The organism is Nostoc sp. ChiQUE02 (genome assembly GCF_034531305.2).
In the GTDB taxonomy this organism is placed as follows: domain Bacteria; phylum Cyanobacteriota; class Cyanobacteriia; order Cyanobacteriales; family Nostocaceae; genus Nostoc.
Genome location: NZ_JAVRBN020000009.1, coordinates 220,605 through 236,416, shown reverse-complemented (window position 1 = coordinate 236,416; position 15,812 = coordinate 220,605). Strand labels below are relative to the sequence as shown.

The following is a 15,812-nucleotide window of genomic DNA, read 5'->3' as shown; positions in this document are numbered from 1 at the left end:
TCAGTAATTTTAGGGCATTTCACAAACCTCTCTTTTTTTAATCGAGGGCATACAATATAGTCAGATAGCTGGAGTTCCATAAATGCCTATGAATGCTATTCCTGTCTTACCCAACTATATCAATGGTCAGTGGTATACATCTAGTACAACAGAATACTTAGATGTACTTAATCCAGCTACAGCAGAGATACTAGCTCATGTGCCTTTATCAACAGCATCTGAAGTAAATCAAGCATCCCTTGCTGCTGCCGAGGCTTTTGTGACTTGGCGACGGACTCCAGCAACCGAGCGAGTGCAGTATTTATTTAAACTTAAGAATCTACTCGAAGAACATTTAGAGGATTTAGCACGTACCATTACTCTAGAATGTGGTAAGACTTTGGCTGAGTCAAAGGGTGAGATACGTCGCGCTATAGAAAATGTAGAAGTTGCCTGTGGCATTCCGATGATTATGCAGGGAACTAACCTAGAGGATGTTGCTAGGGGCATTGATGAAATGATGATTCGCCAACCTTTGGGAGTCGCAGCAGTAATTTGTCCTTTTAATTTTCCTGGGATGATTCCTTTTTGGTTTCTACCTTACGCGATCGCTTGCGGTAATACATACATTGTCAAGCCGAGTGAGAAAGTTCCATTGACAATGCAAAAACTCTTTCAATTGTTAGAAAAAACTGGCTTGCCTAAAGGAGTAATCAATTTAGTCAACGGTGCGAAAGAAGTTGTAGATGCAATTTTAGAACAACCACAAATTCGAGCAATTAGCTTTGTTGGCTCGACGGACGTAGCTAAATATATATATAGTCGAGCCGCAGCCAATGGCAAACGAGTTCAATGTCAAGGAGGAGCAAAAAATCCGATTATTGTCCTGCCAGATGCAGACATAGAAATGACAACTCGGATTGCTGCTGAGAGTGCTTTTGGCTGTGCAGGACAACGCTGTTTAGCGGCCTCAATTGCAGTCACAGTCGGAGAAGCAAGGCACACTTTTACAGAAGCAATGGCTGAAATGGCCACAAAGCGGGTAGTGGGTAATGGTTTAGATGAGGGTGTAGAAATGGGCCCTGTCATCACCTCTTTGAGTAAAGAGCGAATTGAAAGATTAATTCAACAAGGTGCTGCTCAAGGGGCAAAGCTGTTGATTGATGGACGAAATCCACAGATTACTGGTTACGAGCATGGTAATTTTATCCGTCCGACAATTTTAGAAAACGTCAATCCAGCAGATGAAATTGCCCGCACAGAAATTTTTGGCCCAGTCTTGAGCTTAATAAATGTAGATAATATTGACGAGGCCATTGCTTTGGTCAATAGTGGTCAATATGGCAACATGGCTTGTTTATTTACCAGTAACGGTGCAGCCGCTAGAAAGTTTCGTTATGAAGCCGAAGCTGGTAATATCGGCATTAATATTGGCGTTGCTGCCCCAATGGCATTTTTTCCCTTTAGCGGTTGGAAAGACAGCTTTTTTGGTGATTTGCATGGGCAAAGCCATCACGCAGTCGAGTTTTTCACCCAAACCAAAGTTATTATTGAACGTTGGCCAAATGAATGGTCGCGTCAATTTTAAGCCAAGCGTGCGATCGTAATCTACTTAACCTTACTATTCCCAGCCTTGACACAGGGGTTGACATTTCGACCGAGCATTTTGATGCATGGCGGTGAAATTTTTTCATCGGGACTGCCTTCTGCCCTCTGCCTTTCTTTGTAAGTCAATCGGCTACAGAATGCGCTCAACAATTATGGCGGTATTGACCAAATCCTGGCATGAATTACGAAAACAATTACAAACTGCTTAAACCACAAGGTTTCGGCTTTTCTTAGTGCCATTCCACTCTCATAGCTTTTTCCAACATGGAAGCAGATTCTATCCCTAAAACGATCGCACAAGCAAGTCAGCAAATGCAAAGTGGCTTGTTGACTTCTAGGACGTTAGTCAAACATTATCTCGAAGGTATCCAAAAGTTCAATCCTACACTCAATGCCTTTATTACCGTTCTAGAGCAACAAGCGCTAGAAGCTGCTACTCAACTAGATGTTGAGCGAAGCAACGGTCAAGAACGAGGATTAATGCACGGAATTCCTATTGCTATAAAAGATAATATTGATACAGCAGAAGGAAAAACTACAGTTGGCTCACAACTTTTTTGCGAACTGACAAGTCAGCGCTGGCGCGAACGCATCCCATTATCTGATAGTGTAATTGTCCAAAAGCTAAAGGCAGCAGGTGCGGTAATTTTAGGTAAGACAAATTTAAGCGAGTTTGCGGCTGACCTTTCTGGAAACAATCTTTTTTATGGACATACCTGCAACGTCTGGAACCACAACCACTCATCGGGAGGTTCTTCTAGCGGAAGCGCAACCGCTATTGCAGCTCATCTTTGTTTAGCTGGAATTGGCACCGATACTGGTGGTTCAATTCGAGTTCCCGCCAGTTGGTCAGGAGTGGTGGGACTGCGCCCAACTCACGGACTACTTAACAATGAAGGTATTTTTCCCCGCACTCCTAGTTTTGATACAGTTGGGTTTTTGACAAATTGTGTAGAAGATATTGCCATTTTACTTGATGCTGTACTTTTCCCGATGTCCACAAATTTAAAACAACTGTATCCTCTACCAAGCAATATCAACGGTTTAAAGTTGGGCATAATTAGTAACTATACATTTCGTGGAATTGAACCAGAAGTTGCAAAGGCAATTTATAACGCCATATCCATATTGAAACAACTAGGGGCGGAAATTCTCACCATCAATTCTTCATTTTTAGTAGAGGAATTTGACAAAGCGACTTACTCCACCATTGCTCTTTATGAATTCCATCAAGTTTTGCAAGCAGAATACGCTACAAACCCCAATATATTTGGAGCTAAGGTACAAAACGACTTATCCAGAGGAGTAAAAATTCCTCATCACAGTTACAAAAAAGCAAAGGATAAATGGGAAAAATGCTTTCTGCAACGGCAAAAACTGTTTCAGCAAGTGGATATTCTGGTAACACCCACAACACCAATAGTTGCACCTCTCATTGACACCGAGGCTAAAACTTATCAATTAAATTGGCAATTTATGTTACCTTTCAGTTTTCTGGGTTTACCTGCAATATCGCTGCCTTGTGGGCGAAGCAGTCAAGGTTTACCTATAGGATTGCAACTTGTTGGTAATTCCTATACCGAAGCTTTGATTTTGAGAGTTGCCTTTGCCTTCCAGCTTGCTAGTACTTTCTCTGAAGGTAGCCTTCTCTAACTAACGGTAAAACATTTCGCCCCACATTTTCGCACTCTTCTAAATGCGGATACCCAGATAAAATAAAAACTGTGATTCCCAAGTCTATGTATTGTAAAAGACGCTCCGCTACTTGTTGGTAACTACCAACAATTGACATTCCCGCACCACTCCGCACCACAGAAATACCAGCCCAAAGCAGTGGTTCAACATACCAATCTTCATCAGCATTTCCTCGTAACTCCCACTGTCGGCTTTGACCGACACTTTCCCGCTTGGTATTGGGAAATTCGGTGGCTCGTGCTTTAGCTAATACTTTGGGAGAAACTTTTGCCAGCATTTCTCTTGCTGTTTCCCTGGCTTGCATTTCAGTTGGCCGAGCGATAATATTAATCCTCAATCCATAACGCACCTCATTTCTCCGTCCGCAATTAGTGACTAATTGCTGCATCTGGTTGATTCGGTCAGCAAGTTGTTGTTGTGCTTCCCCCCACATCAGATAAACATCTGCAAATTCTGCACCTACTTGTTGAGCCATTTCACTCGCACCACCAAAATAAAATAGCGGCCCAGACGGTTGCAGAGGTAAAGTTTCTAACCGAGTTTGATGGAGTTGATAAAATTCTCCCTCATAGTCAAAAGGATTAGTTGTTGACCATAACTGCCGACAAATTTGCATAAATTCACGGGTGCGACGATAGCGGCTATCATGATCTAAATAATCACCATACATCGCTTGTTCAGCTGGTCGTCCACCTGTGACAATGTTAAGTGAAAAGCGACCTTTACTGATGCGATCTAAGGTAACAGCCATTTTTGCTAATATTGGGGCCGAATAGAAACCTGGACGCACAGCTACCATTGCCCCAGCACTAATGGTAAGCGCTAAAACTGCTGTTGCTAAAGTCCAAGCCTCCATAACGTGGTGGTTGAAACCCATACCAATTAGAACTTGCCGGAACCCAAATTGTTCTGCTTTTTTAAAAATTTCAACAGTATACTCAAGACTGGGAGGACGTTCCCAAACGGGCAAACCCAAATAGAAGCCATCACCAGATACCGGAGCGCACCAGTTAAATTCCAGTTTCTGTTTTGCAAACATTCATGCAAATTTTAGATTGCGATTCAATTATGCAGTATATTGCCATCAAATATAATATTGATACAGCAGGAGCAAAAACTACTGATTATCCAAAGTTCATTTTTCAGATATATAGATTTTCAGTTGAAGGCTTTTTCTTAAGCTGCTAAAGTAAGCTAGCAGCGCATAAATAAAAATCACAATTCCGGTCATTTCTAAAAACTCTTCAACAACTATGCCAGTTAACGTTATTAGGCTGCGTCGCCCAAAATCCACTCTCAAAAGTCCACCCACCATTTCCATACCTAAGGTTCCACTAACATAAACAACTGCGGCAATCAGAAATAAATACCGAGTTTTGTGAGGGAGATTGAGCCAAAACTGTAGATATTTAAATGCAAAAATTCCCACTAAAACAGCACCAGGGATAACCCAGGTTTGAAAAAATAGAGGATAAATATGAAGGGATTCTCGGACTGACGGAATAATCAAAATTTCGTGAAAACTAAATGCTTCATCCAAACTCAAATATATAAATATAAAATATAAGGTTTTCCAGTAATGGAAATAGCGGTCTTTTATCTTAATAGCGGTAATTGCTTTAAGTAATCCCGAACAAAATAATAGAGAGAATGCAGAATACCAAGCAGGAATATTCAATTCTCCATCTAGGCTAAATAGTTCGTAAAACCATTTGCTAGCTGGGAAGGGAAACTCTAAGAGCCAGAAATATGCACTTAGAGCGCCTGCTAAGGTGAGGCACATAACTGCGACAATTAAACGCCGAGCAATTGTTTTAGCATGGAGATGAATTGGTAACTCCACACTATCGCTTGATACTTTCTGCATACAAATATTGAGCTAATTTCCTATATATCGGACAATTATTAGGAAATTATCTCATGTAGGCAAATGATATAAGCTAATTATTACAGAACACCAACTAAGGAAATCCCTAGATTTTTGAAGGGAATTGCTAATATACTACATTAAGTCTATCTAAATAGTGTATTTTATGAGTAACACTAAAAAAGTTAGTGACGACTTGAGCGCCGCTGGACAACTAACTTCTGAGGAGTTAAAACAGGCAGCCCAAGAAGGATTTAAGTCAGTACTGAACCTGCGTTCTCCTGATGAAGCAGGTTTTGTGAGTGACGAGCAGCAGCAAGCCGAAGCGGTTGGACTGCAATATGCCAATGTTCCGTTAAAGCCTTCAGAACCAAATCAAGAGCTAACAAAGTTGGCAATCCAGGAGATTGAGAACTTACCCAAACCAATTTTAATTCACTGTGCTGCTGGAGCAAGGGCTGGTGGTATCGCCTTGATTGCCAATGCAATTAGCGAAGGTCTCACATACGAGAAAATTAGTCAGAAAGCGCAAGAACTGGGTCTAAACTTAGAACAACCGCACCTCAAGCAATTTCTACTTGAGAAGTATATTGCCAAGCAAGCAGAAAATAGTTAGTGATTTTGTGCAACTTATGACAGAGTAACTAAATTTATGGGGATTATTAATTTTAAATTTTGAATTCGGAGCGAAGCGACGTGACTAACTCAGCACCAAGTCGTTTGGGCGAACTCGCCAACCTCTTTTTTAAACTGGGCGTCATCGGCTTTGGGGGCCCGGTTGCCCATATCGCCATGATTGAAGATGAAGTGGTTAAGCGGCGTCAGTGGTTGACAAGGGAGCATTTTCTGGATTTGCTGGGCGCAACTAACCTAATTCCTGGCCCAAATTCCACAGAAATGGCTATCCATATAGGATACATCTATGCAGGATGGCTGGGACTGATTGTGTCAGGTGTCTGTTTTGTCTTACCTGCGGTTCTCATTACTGGTGGGTTTGCTTGGGTTTATGTTGCCTACGGCACTCTACCACAAGTCGCTCCCTTACTTTATGGCATTAAACCGGCTGTTTTAGCAATCATCATCAATGCCCTTTGGGGCTTGGCAAAAAAGGCTGTGAAAACTCGCCAATTGCTGGTAATTGCTTTAGCTGTGGCATTACTGACATTATTATTCAAATTAAATGAAGTAATCGCCCTATTAATTGGGGGATTGCTGGGTATGCTTTGGTTACATTCTGGTGATAAAAACGCTAAACCAGGAGATAAAGCCAACTTTCTAATTGCTAGTCTCAGCACAGGTGCGACTTTAAAGGCATCAGCGGCTATTGCTGCATCGGTAGCTACTGTCTCTGCAATCAACGTTTCTTTATGGCAGTTGGGTTGGTTTTTTCTCAAAGTCGGGAGTGTCTTGTTTGGTGGTGGCTACCTTTTGGTGGCTTTTCTCCAAGGAGGATTAGTTGAAGAATACGGCTGGCTGACACAACAGCAGTTACTAGATGCGATCGCAATTGGTCAATTTACTCCTGGGCCAGTACTGTCCACTGCTACGTTTATTGGTTATATCATTGCCGGCATACCTGGCGCAATTGTTGCCACAATCGGAATTTTTCTACCTTCTTTTGTTTTCGTTGCTGCCCTAAATCCCCTAATCCCGCGCTTACAGGCCTCTTCTTGGACAAGAGCATTTTTGGATGCTGTGAATGTTAGTGCTGTAGCGCTAATGGTTGTTACCACCCTGCAACTGGGGGCAGCGACTTTAACTTTACCACAAGCCCCATTTGTAGATTTTCTCGGCTGTGCGATCGCGATCGTCTCAGCTATTTTAGCTATTCATTTCCGCATCAATGCTGCATGGCTAGTCTTTGGTAGCGCTTTCATTGGATGGGGTGCTTCACTCTTGGGCTACACTCGATGAAATTGCAAGTATTGTAAATTACTAGCGTTTATTAGCTTGATTTTAAATACATCTTATTTTAGGTGTATTTATTTGACTTAAGCTTTGTATCCTCTCTCTGACTCGAATTTATAGAGATTTTTTTGATTTTGAAGACTTAAACAAGTCAAAAAATAGATATATTAAATCTTGCTTTCAAACTATTTTCATGTGATAATCACCATTAACTCCGGTAAAAGCGTAAACTTACCGGAGTTTGCAATAACAGTTCAGTAATTAAGCTTTTTATCTGTTTAAAAGCTATAAACATACCAGTCTATAGCTTAAGGGCTGCTATCTATAAAAGTTTGCTAATTTGTGTTGTAGCACACATCGTTATCTATATCTGTGCATATTTTAGATTTAATTTCTAAACGGCAACGGATAAATTTTTCGTGCCAATTTTTATCTCCATTCCACCATCTAAATTACTATCCTCAAGAGTCAGAAACTTATCTATGAAGTTCCAGCCATTTCGTCTCATCCCAGTTTGGGGTCGATCTAAAGAGCAAGAGTATGTAGGGCAAAACCAGAAAGGTTTATGCCGAAGTATTTCGGCAATGTTTACACTAGGTGCTTTTTTGAGTTTAGCGATCGCCACTACTACCAGCAACTCCGAAAATGCTACAGCCGCTTACCCGATTGCCGCCAATTTATCAAACGTAACCCTACGGGCTTCTAAGTACAAAGGCGGTTGGGATTTGCAACTCAAGTTAGCTGGGCAAAATAAATTTCCCTACAAAACTGAGTTCACAGAATTTACTGGGGGAAACTTTATCGTACAGGCAATCAACGCCAACGCTATTGACATCGGTAGTGCTAGCGAGATTCCACCCATTTTTGCGGTTCAATCGCAAGCGGCGGTGAAAATCATTGCTTCCGTCAAGGGCCCGACTGTGGGTCAAGTTGTACTCGTGCCAAAAAACTCCAAGGCAAAAAAGTTTACTGACCTCAAAGGTAAGAAAATCGGCTATGTCAAAGCGACCACAGCTCATTACTTCCTGATTAAGATGTTGGCACAAGAGGGATTAACGCTCAAAGATGTGAATGCCGTGCCGCTAACTATTCCAGATGGACTCTCTGCATTCAGAAGAGGTGACCTAGATGCTTGGGCTACCTATGGTTACGCAATCCAGCAAGCCCAGAAAGACGGAGCTAAAGTACTCAAATCAGCGAAAAACATTCTCTCAGGCAATTTTACGATTGTCGCAGCGCCGAGTGCGATCGCAGACCCCAATAAAAAAGCTGCGATCGCAGACTTCCTTTGCCGCATCCAGAAATCGCAAGATTGGCAAGCATCGAATATAGAAGCGTGGTCAAAAAACTATGCAAAAGCAATTGGAGTTGATGAAACCTTTGTCCTCAAAGATGCCAAAGAGGGTTTAAAACAAAGGCGATCGCAAGTGCTGCCAATTTCCCAACAAGCGATCGCTTCCCAGCAAGATGTAGCTGACACATTTTATCGTGCAGGCGTCATCCCAACGAAGGTTGACGTGAAACCATTATGGGATGGAAGCTTTACTAATGCGATTAATAAGTGCAAATAGTAGAAAAAAGTTAACTTAAACTAAGGTGAAATATGTCAATTCAAGACACAGTATCTAATTGGGAACAACTGTTAGAAATTGCCCAAAAAAATACCCCGGCTCGACGGGTACGTAGACCGGGTCAATCCCCTTCCACTGCTCCCATCCCTAGCAGTCTTCATAAACTGCCGCCAGATACAGAACCGCCAGTACTGCTATACCGCGATACCAACTCTTGGTGTCCATTTTGCGAACGGGTTTGGTTTGCTCTGGAAGAAAAAGAAATTCCCTTTGCTACAGAGTTTATCGACTTAACTAACAAGCCTAAATGGTATACCGATTTAGTTCCCACAACCCTTGTCCCCGCAGCGAAAATTGAGGGAAAGTTAGTCTATGAATCCAAAGATATTCTGTTAGCATTGGAAGAACAATTTGGCCCAACTTTACTTCCTGAAGACCCAGAGGAAAACGCCGTTGCTAGGCAGTGGCTTGAGGATGCTGAAACCAATGGTGTCAGAGATATTGCCTACAAATTTCTCAGACAAGCGCCTGAAGATCCTAATGAATTAGCAAGCTTACAGGCAGCTTTTGAAGCGAAATTAGACGAACTAGAGCAACTTCTTGGAAAGTATCCTGGCCCCTACTTTTTGTCAACCTTTGGCGTGGTAGATATTACCTATAGCCCTCATTTAGACCGCTTGGCGGCTAACTTACCCGTTTATCGGGGATATCACCTCAAGGGAAATCCCCGGTATCCTCGCATCAACGCTTGGTTTGAAGCACTCAAACAGCGTCCCGCCTATCACCGCGTCAAATCGGATGATACAACAAACAATTTACTCTTGCGTCGGCGATGGGGCGTGACACCAATCGGCAATCCCTTGCCCCCAGACCCAGCAACTAGTCAAGAAATCCAATTTCGGGCAGAAGCGGCTGAGAGATTGACTGATAACCGAGAAGTTGCTTTAGGAGACATCCTGAAAAACTCCGGGGTACAAGCATTGGCAGTTAATGGCGACACAACAGCCGTTAAAGAAGCGGTTGATTTTCACCTCAGATTGCTGGCTGACTATCTCATCAATGGCAATGGTGCAGCATTACCGTGGGGGCGCGTGGGCGGCAAAGACAATGCCGATCCGATTGTGTCTGCGGTTGGAGCCATCACACTCGCCTATGTGAGAAATCGCATCTGTGCACCACGGGACATGAGCGCCGGTGCAGCAACTGCATTCAGGGCAGCAGCAGATAAGGTGTTGGCATCTCTCTATTAGCGATCGCTACTGACAGGTTAAGATTCTATTTCGCATGGTGGTAGTCTGGACAATTTTTAGCTACCACCTGCTTTTCTCACCAATTTATCTTGCGGTTTCAATCCCTAATAGGGATTTTGGTTGATTGCAATTCTTGATGCAATCCAATCACAAGTACAAAAGTGTTTCAATCCCTAATAGGGATTTTGGTTGATTGCAATCCTGGTATACCTTGAGCACCGGGGATGCCGGGTCTTGTTTCAATCCCTAATAGGGATTTTGGTCGATTGCAATTTACTATTAGCAGAAATGCCCCGATTACGAAGGTTTCAATCCCTAATAGGGATTTTGGTTGATTGCAATTGGAGGATTGGTAGATATCGTAGCTCAAGGTAGCAAGTTTCAATCCCTAATAGGGATTTTGGTTGATTGCAATTGAAATCTGGTAACCAATCGCCTTGAAACTTTCCGTTTCAATCCCTAATAGGGATTTTGGTTGATTGCAATCAGTGAGTGTAGATAATGAATTTCTGTGGTGTTTTGTTTCAATCCCTAATAGGGATTTTGGTTGATTGCAATTTAGGAGAGGCGGCGGCGACTAATGGCAAGAGTCGGTTTCAATCCCTAATAGGGATTTTGGTTGATTGCAATGTCCGTGAGATTTAAACCGACAACGCTCCTAGTTTCAATCCCTAATAGGGATTTTGGTTGATTGCAATTTGTCACCCCATTATTGCTATAACCGCTACGCAATGTTTCAATCCCTAATAGGGATTTTGGTTGATTGCAATGTGCAAATGAAGAATTTTTAGATAATACTTTTGGGTTTCAATCCCTAATAGGGATTTTGGTTGATTGCAATGCGATCAGTGACTGCGATCGCTATACCTCTATACGTGAGTTTCAATCCCTAATAGGGATTTTGGTTGATTGCAATGGGAATCTTCCCGTTTCCATCCACAAGTCCGTAGTTTCAATCCCTAATAGGGATTTTGGTTGATTGCAATTTTTGAATACATTACGAGAATGGGTAGCAGCAGAGCTAGTTTCAATCCCTAATAGGGATTTTGGTTGATTGCAATACTCAGTTTATAACTTTAACGAAATCTTGGATCTTGTTTCAATCCCTAATAGGGATTTTGGTTGATTGCAATTTTGTCAGTAGCGTTCCAGTTGAAATTCCAAATAGTTTCAATCCCTAATAGGGATTTTGGTTGATTGCAATATTAAAAACGGCTATGGCTTGCATGGTCAATGTTGCGTTTCAATCCCTAATAGGGATTTTGGTTGATTGCAATTCTGGAGTGCTACTTTTTAGTGTTAGGCACAGAAAGGGTTTCAATCCCTAATAGGGATTTTGGTTGATTGCAATTAGAAGAATTCCTTGAAAATCTCGGTGCATTATTCGTTTCAATCCCTAATAGGGATTTTGGTTGATTGCAATGGGACTTTTCCTTTAAGCCAACCTTGCACAGCGCCAAGTTTCAATCCCTAATAGGGATTTTGGTTGATTGCAATCAAACCAAGAAATCAAGCATCAATTCCAATGCCTGTTTCAATCCCTAATAGGGATTTTGGTTGATTGCAATTGAATCCATAACATTTGGTATGGGGAACGTTATGGTTTCAATCCCTAATAGGGATTTTGGTTGATTGCAATCGATCTATTGAAAAGGTGCTGCGCTAAAACTCAGTGGTTTAGTTTCAATCCCTAATAGGGATTTTGGTTGATTGCAATCCTTACTGGTCTTCTTGGTGCGTGTATCGGTATTAGTTTCAATCCCTAATAGGGATTTTGGTTGATTGCAATTTGATTGATGTAGAGAGTTTTCTTGGTAATGATTCAGAGGTTTCAATCCCTAATAGGGATTTTGGTTGATTGCAATGGCTGGTGTCTCAAACCGTTGTAGTATTTGGTTTTCAAGGTGCAGTTGCGTCAACCACTGAATCATAACACAGTATATGGCAGTAACACCAGATGCAAATGGCTGAAAACTAGTCCCTGTAAGGTGCGCCGATCGTTAAAGAGTAATATTGCCCCCAAAGCCTTGTATAGATTAAAGTTCAGCCTTTTTTTGCCCCTTCTCGTTTTGTACACCTACCGATCGGCGCATTCAGCAAAAAAAAACTAAACTAATCTGATTAGAAAGCGTGCTTACTTATAGATATCCTACTTTATTAGTTTCGCTGACTTAAGGGCGATGGCTGGGTTGGGCTATGCCTACGCAGTACCAGCAACCCATAACCAATTACTTGGCAACGTCTTCAAAGTCTGTTATCGCACAAGCAAATTCTCTAAAAGCTGTTTTAATCAGAACCTCTTTCGTTCCCCTTTCCAGCGGAGAATTGCGTATGAGGTCTGTTAATTCTATGAACAGCAGAGAAAACATAAAACGATCTTGGCGGTCAACTTGCTTCAAGCAAGACGATATAAACTGATAAAGCTCTGTTTTTCTAGGTTTGGTTTGTTCTTCCCATATTTGTAACCCAAGCCGAAAAGTTCTCAAACGGATTTCATTACTGTTGAAGGACGCGTCTTTGTAGCGGACTGATACGCGTTGGGGTATTTCCATGAGTTTTAGCTATACATATTCAATGTAAAGTAATTATTCACTTATATTTTGGCTCAACCGGAAAAATCTGATATTTTGCACCAATCCCAACAACCGCCATAGGTTAGAAACGAATTACTTGGTGGACTGAAAGTTAAGGGGCGCACAGCTGTACGCCCCTCCTAGCATCAATTTAGAGGATACCCCAGAAATGGAGTAAGCCTTGACCAGAAAAAGCTTCAATCAAAATTGCAGATACAAAACCAATCATTGCAAGACGACCGTTCCAATTTTCACTTTGAGGAGTGAAGCCAAAACGCACAGCATTAGGATCTTCTGAAACAGTAGGCGCAGGATTCTTAAAACCTGTCATGAGTAAAACTCCAAAGTTCAAGTGTTGTAGCAGTTGTAACTGTCTGTAAAGTAATGTAACAGATGTTTAAAAAAATGCAACATTGAGTGAATAAAGAAAATCTGAAGAAAAATCTGCTCAACGAAGAGGAATTGGGGCGGGGGCAAGGGAAGAGTTTTCTCCTTTTCCCCCTGCTCCCTGCTCCCTGCTCCCTTGCCTCTTCATTTCCATTCGCCTTGTAGAGTAAAAGCTGCCCAATAATAAGGTGCAGCATATTTTTGAGTGCGCCATATTTCTATCTGGGCTGTCCGCAATGCTGCTGCTGGCTTTAATCCTTCTTGCAGCATCTTTTTGTAAAATACCTTCATGAGTTCGGATGTTGCCCGATCGTCTACACTCCACAGACTCACCACAACTCGCGGACTGCCTGCATACATAAACCCTCTGGTTAACCCTACTAATCCTTCTCCCTTAACTTCTTCTCCCAGCCCGGTTTGACAGGCGCTGAGTACTACTAGTTCTGCTTGCAGATTGAGGTTGAAAATATCGTGTAAGCGCAAAAAGCCATTTTGTGGCATTCCCTTCTCGTCAAATAGCGATAACACCACTCCTGATAATTCTGGATGCTTGCTGTTGAGAATGCCATGAGTAGCAAAATGGATAATCTGATATTGATTTAAATTTTCGCTGTTAGCAGTGGTACGACTAGCGGTAAAATCAAAAGCTTGCTTGCGATCGCTAACAGGGACAAGAGCAAGAATTTGCTCGGCTTCTTGGCGTGTAAAACGCAGACGCTCAAAGCTAATATCTGAGTCTTGGGCGGATCTGGTTAAAGCAAGGTTGTCTAAATTGCTTTCTGGCACAGGTGGGTGAGATACTTGTACTTTACCTCCAAGACGCTCATCATTACTACTAAAAATCGGATCTGCCAACACAACTAACGTCTTAGGAGGAGATTTGCGTTCTTTGTGTTCGCTTCTGAGGATAGCTAATGTAGACGCTGAGGGTAGAGTAACGATTTCGTGGTTGAGTAGTAATGGTTCATAGTTGATAATGCTACCTGTTGTTAGAGCAGCAAATGGTACATACTGCAAAGCGCCATCGCTGACAACCACTAAGCGTTTCTTTTCCAATTGCTGGGCGACTGGTGCAAGTATTTGTTGAGATAGAACATCTATAGATGGGCTATTTCTGAGATACGGAGTAGTGATTTCTTGACGAAATTTTTGGACGGTAGCTTCAATGTCTGCACGCTTAGGTAGTTCATAACTGGTGATACTTTTATTGGTAACTGCCCAAACATAACTGCGTTTTTCCCCCAGAGAATATTCTAAAAGCAGGGTGTTGTCATCAAGTACTTGCTGTTGAATTTGCGGGAGTGAAAGAGGCTGGGGTTGAGTTAGTGCCGCATAACGCGGACTGGTAGCACGGATTTGTGCCTGGACTTGCTTATACTGTTCTAGAAGTGCCTCATTTTCTTTTTCTAAAGCTTGTGCCTGCGCTTCGGTATGGTTACCACCTAATATTTGTATCCGGCGTTTTTCTAAAGTATCAAGTTGTTGCTGTAAGTCGCGTTCTTGAGAGAGTAACTTTGGTTCCACACCTTGGCGAATATCAGCATTAGCTTCTGTCAGCAATTCCAAAAGGCTGCGGGCGCGGGCGCGTTCGCTGGTTTGCAGTGCCAGACCATCATATCCTTGTGATGGTTGTTGTTTGTGTAACTGCATCAGCAAATCGATGTATAACTCATAATAATTCTGCACTGTGGCAAAATAGGAAGTGCGGAGTTCCTGAGAGCTAATTTTGTTACGTAAATCTTCAACAATTTTGATGACTCTCTCTATCTGAGTCAGGGCGGCCAGAAAATTGCCTCCGTCGTGTTGAACAGAAGCGATGTTATAGAGTGTACGAGCTTCCCTTGCCTTGTTCCCCGTCTGTTGGTATAGAGTTAAGGATTGGCTGTAATAATCTAGCGCCTTTTGGTGTTCTCTTAAATTTGAGTAAGCTTTGCCAATATTGTTTAGAGCAGTTGCTATCCCTCCTTTGTCTCCCGCCTGTCGGTATAAAACCAGAGCTTGGTTGAAGTACGAGAGCGCTTTTTGCTGTTCTGCTAACTCTAAATAAACTGTGCCAATATTGCTCAGAGCAGTTGGTATCCCTTCTTTCTCTGCGTCTTTAGCCTGTTGGTATAAAGACAGGGCTTGACTAAAGTATGAGAGTGCCTTTTGCTTTTCTCCTAAGTCTAAGTAGACTTTGCCAATGTTGTTCAGGGTAGTCGCTATCCCTGCCTTGTTTCCTACCTGTCGCTTCAGTAACAGGGATTGGTTGTAGTAATCGAGCGCCTTTTGCTTTTCTCCCAGGAAATGGTAGACGGAGCCGATATTATTGAGGCTAATAGCTTCCCCATTTTTGTCTCCCACTTGTCGCCTTAAAGATAGCGATTGGTTGTAGTAATCGAGCGCTTTTTGCTTTTCTGCTAACTCTGAGTAGATTTTGCCAATGTTATTCAAGGTAGTACCTTGGGCTTGTTTATCCCCCACTTGTTCAGATAGAGGTAGGGATTGCTTGTAATAATCCAGTGCCTTCTGCTTTTCTCCTAAATTTGAGTAGATTTTGCCAATATAAACGAGGGTGTCAGCTTCTAACGATCGCAGGCTTTGCCCACCGGAGCGATCGCTCACTTGACGATATAGTGAAAGTGCTTCTTCAAATTTTGCGATCGCTTGTAAGAAAGATTCTGCTGTTCCTTGCTCATATAGTTGCTTTCCCTGTTTATATGCAAGTTCGGCCGCAGCAACAGTTGGATCATTTGTCTGCGTCATCTGTGCAATGTTTGCCGGATACTGCCTTGCAGTTGCCACATTTGATTCTGAAAATAATAAAATGCTGGTAAAAAGAATAATAGCGCGACCTGTTACGAAGGGCAGAAATTGCCATTGTCTTGAGTCACATATCTTAAATTTAGTCATATACATCTGCGGTTTCTATAGCTTATTAGTTTTAGAATTCCCAAAAGTAAGTAAAAAACCGTAGGTTCGCTCATTGTATATA

General features: G+C 42.1%; 11 protein-coding genes and 1 CRISPR repeat array. Of the genes, 6 read left to right on the top strand and 5 right to left on the bottom strand.

What is annotated here, in order from left to right; all coding sequences use genetic code 11:
• Positions 1 to 88 precede the first annotated feature (88 nt).
• Both RM347_RS12685 and RM347_RS12680 read left to right on the top strand, forming a co-directional pair.
• Entirely contained in the window at positions 89 to 1,567 is a 1,479-nt protein-coding gene (locus tag RM347_RS12685; RefSeq protein ID WP_322722496.1) for a CoA-acylating methylmalonate-semialdehyde dehydrogenase, read from the top strand.
• 284 nt (positions 1,568 to 1,851) lie between these two features.
• Positions 1,852 to 3,240 (top strand): amidase, encoded by a 1,389-nt coding sequence (locus tag RM347_RS12680; RefSeq protein WP_322722494.1) that lies wholly within the window; start codon positions 1,852 to 1,854, stop codon positions 3,238 to 3,240.
• On the opposite strand, the gene RM347_RS12675 is transcribed toward RM347_RS12680, so the two are convergent.
• Both RM347_RS12675 and RM347_RS12670 read right to left on the bottom strand, forming a co-directional pair.
• A complete protein-coding gene (locus RM347_RS12675) occupies positions 3,209 to 4,321 on the bottom strand; it encodes an LLM class flavin-dependent oxidoreductase (protein ID WP_322722493.1) in 1,113 nt (370 codons plus the stop codon). The genes RM347_RS12680 and RM347_RS12675 overlap by 32 nt on opposite strands.
• 96 nt (positions 4,322 to 4,417) lie before the next feature.
• The gene (locus RM347_RS12670) at positions 4,418 to 5,149 is read right to left on the bottom strand and encodes a hypothetical protein (RefSeq protein WP_322722491.1); all 732 of its coding nucleotides are present in this window, start codon (positions 5,147 to 5,149) and stop codon (positions 4,418 to 4,420) included.
• 166 nt (positions 5,150 to 5,315) lie between these two features.
• Between RM347_RS12670 and RM347_RS12665 the strand changes: the two genes are divergently transcribed.
• From RM347_RS12665 to RM347_RS12650, 4 genes are all read left to right on the top strand, one after another.
• Positions 5,316 to 5,765: a beta-lactamase hydrolase domain-containing protein gene (locus RM347_RS12665; protein ID WP_322722490.1), complete on the top strand. Its 450-nt coding sequence runs from the start codon at positions 5,316 to 5,318 to the stop codon at positions 5,763 to 5,765.
• 80 nt (positions 5,766 to 5,845) lie between these two features.
• Positions 5,846 to 7,063 carry a chromate efflux transporter gene (chrA, locus tag RM347_RS12660; protein ID WP_322722489.1) on the top strand — a complete coding sequence of 406 codons (1,218 nt, stop codon included), beginning with the start codon at positions 5,846 to 5,848 and terminating at the stop codon, positions 7,061 to 7,063.
• Positions 7,064 to 7,539: 476 nt separating this feature from the next.
• The gene (locus RM347_RS12655) at positions 7,540 to 8,628 is read left to right on the top strand and encodes an ABC transporter substrate-binding protein (protein WP_322722487.1); all 1,089 of its coding nucleotides are present in this window, start codon (positions 7,540 to 7,542) and stop codon (positions 8,626 to 8,628) included.
• Between the two features lie 32 nt (positions 8,629 to 8,660).
• Positions 8,661 to 9,878 (top strand): glutathione S-transferase family protein, encoded by a 1,218-nt coding sequence (locus tag RM347_RS12650; RefSeq protein WP_322722485.1) that lies wholly within the window; start codon positions 8,661 to 8,663, stop codon positions 9,876 to 9,878.
• Positions 9,879 to 9,972: 94 nt separating this feature from the next.
• Positions 9,973 to 11,743: a CRISPR direct-repeat array (repeat unit 37 nt; unit sequence GTTTCAATCCCTAATAGGGATTTTGGTTGATTGCAAT).
• 363 nt (positions 11,744 to 12,106) lie between these two features.
• On the opposite strand, the gene RM347_RS12645 is transcribed toward RM347_RS12650, so the two are convergent.
• The 3 genes from RM347_RS12645 to RM347_RS12635 form a co-directional block, all read right to left on the bottom strand.
• A complete protein-coding gene (locus RM347_RS12645; RefSeq protein WP_322722484.1) occupies positions 12,107 to 12,430 on the bottom strand; it encodes a hypothetical protein in 324 nt (107 codons plus the stop codon).
• A 172-nt stretch (positions 12,431 to 12,602) separates the two neighbouring features.
• Positions 12,603 to 12,782, bottom strand: a complete 180-nt coding sequence (locus RM347_RS12640; protein WP_322722483.1) for a chlorophyll a/b-binding protein — start codon at positions 12,780 to 12,782, stop codon at positions 12,603 to 12,605.
• Positions 12,783 to 12,982: 200 nt separating this feature from the next.
• Complete coding sequence (locus RM347_RS12635) at positions 12,983 to 15,730, bottom strand: CHAT domain-containing tetratricopeptide repeat protein (protein ID WP_322722481.1); 2,748 nt, start codon at positions 15,728 to 15,730, stop codon at positions 12,983 to 12,985.
• Positions 15,731 to 15,812 lie beyond the last annotated feature (82 nt).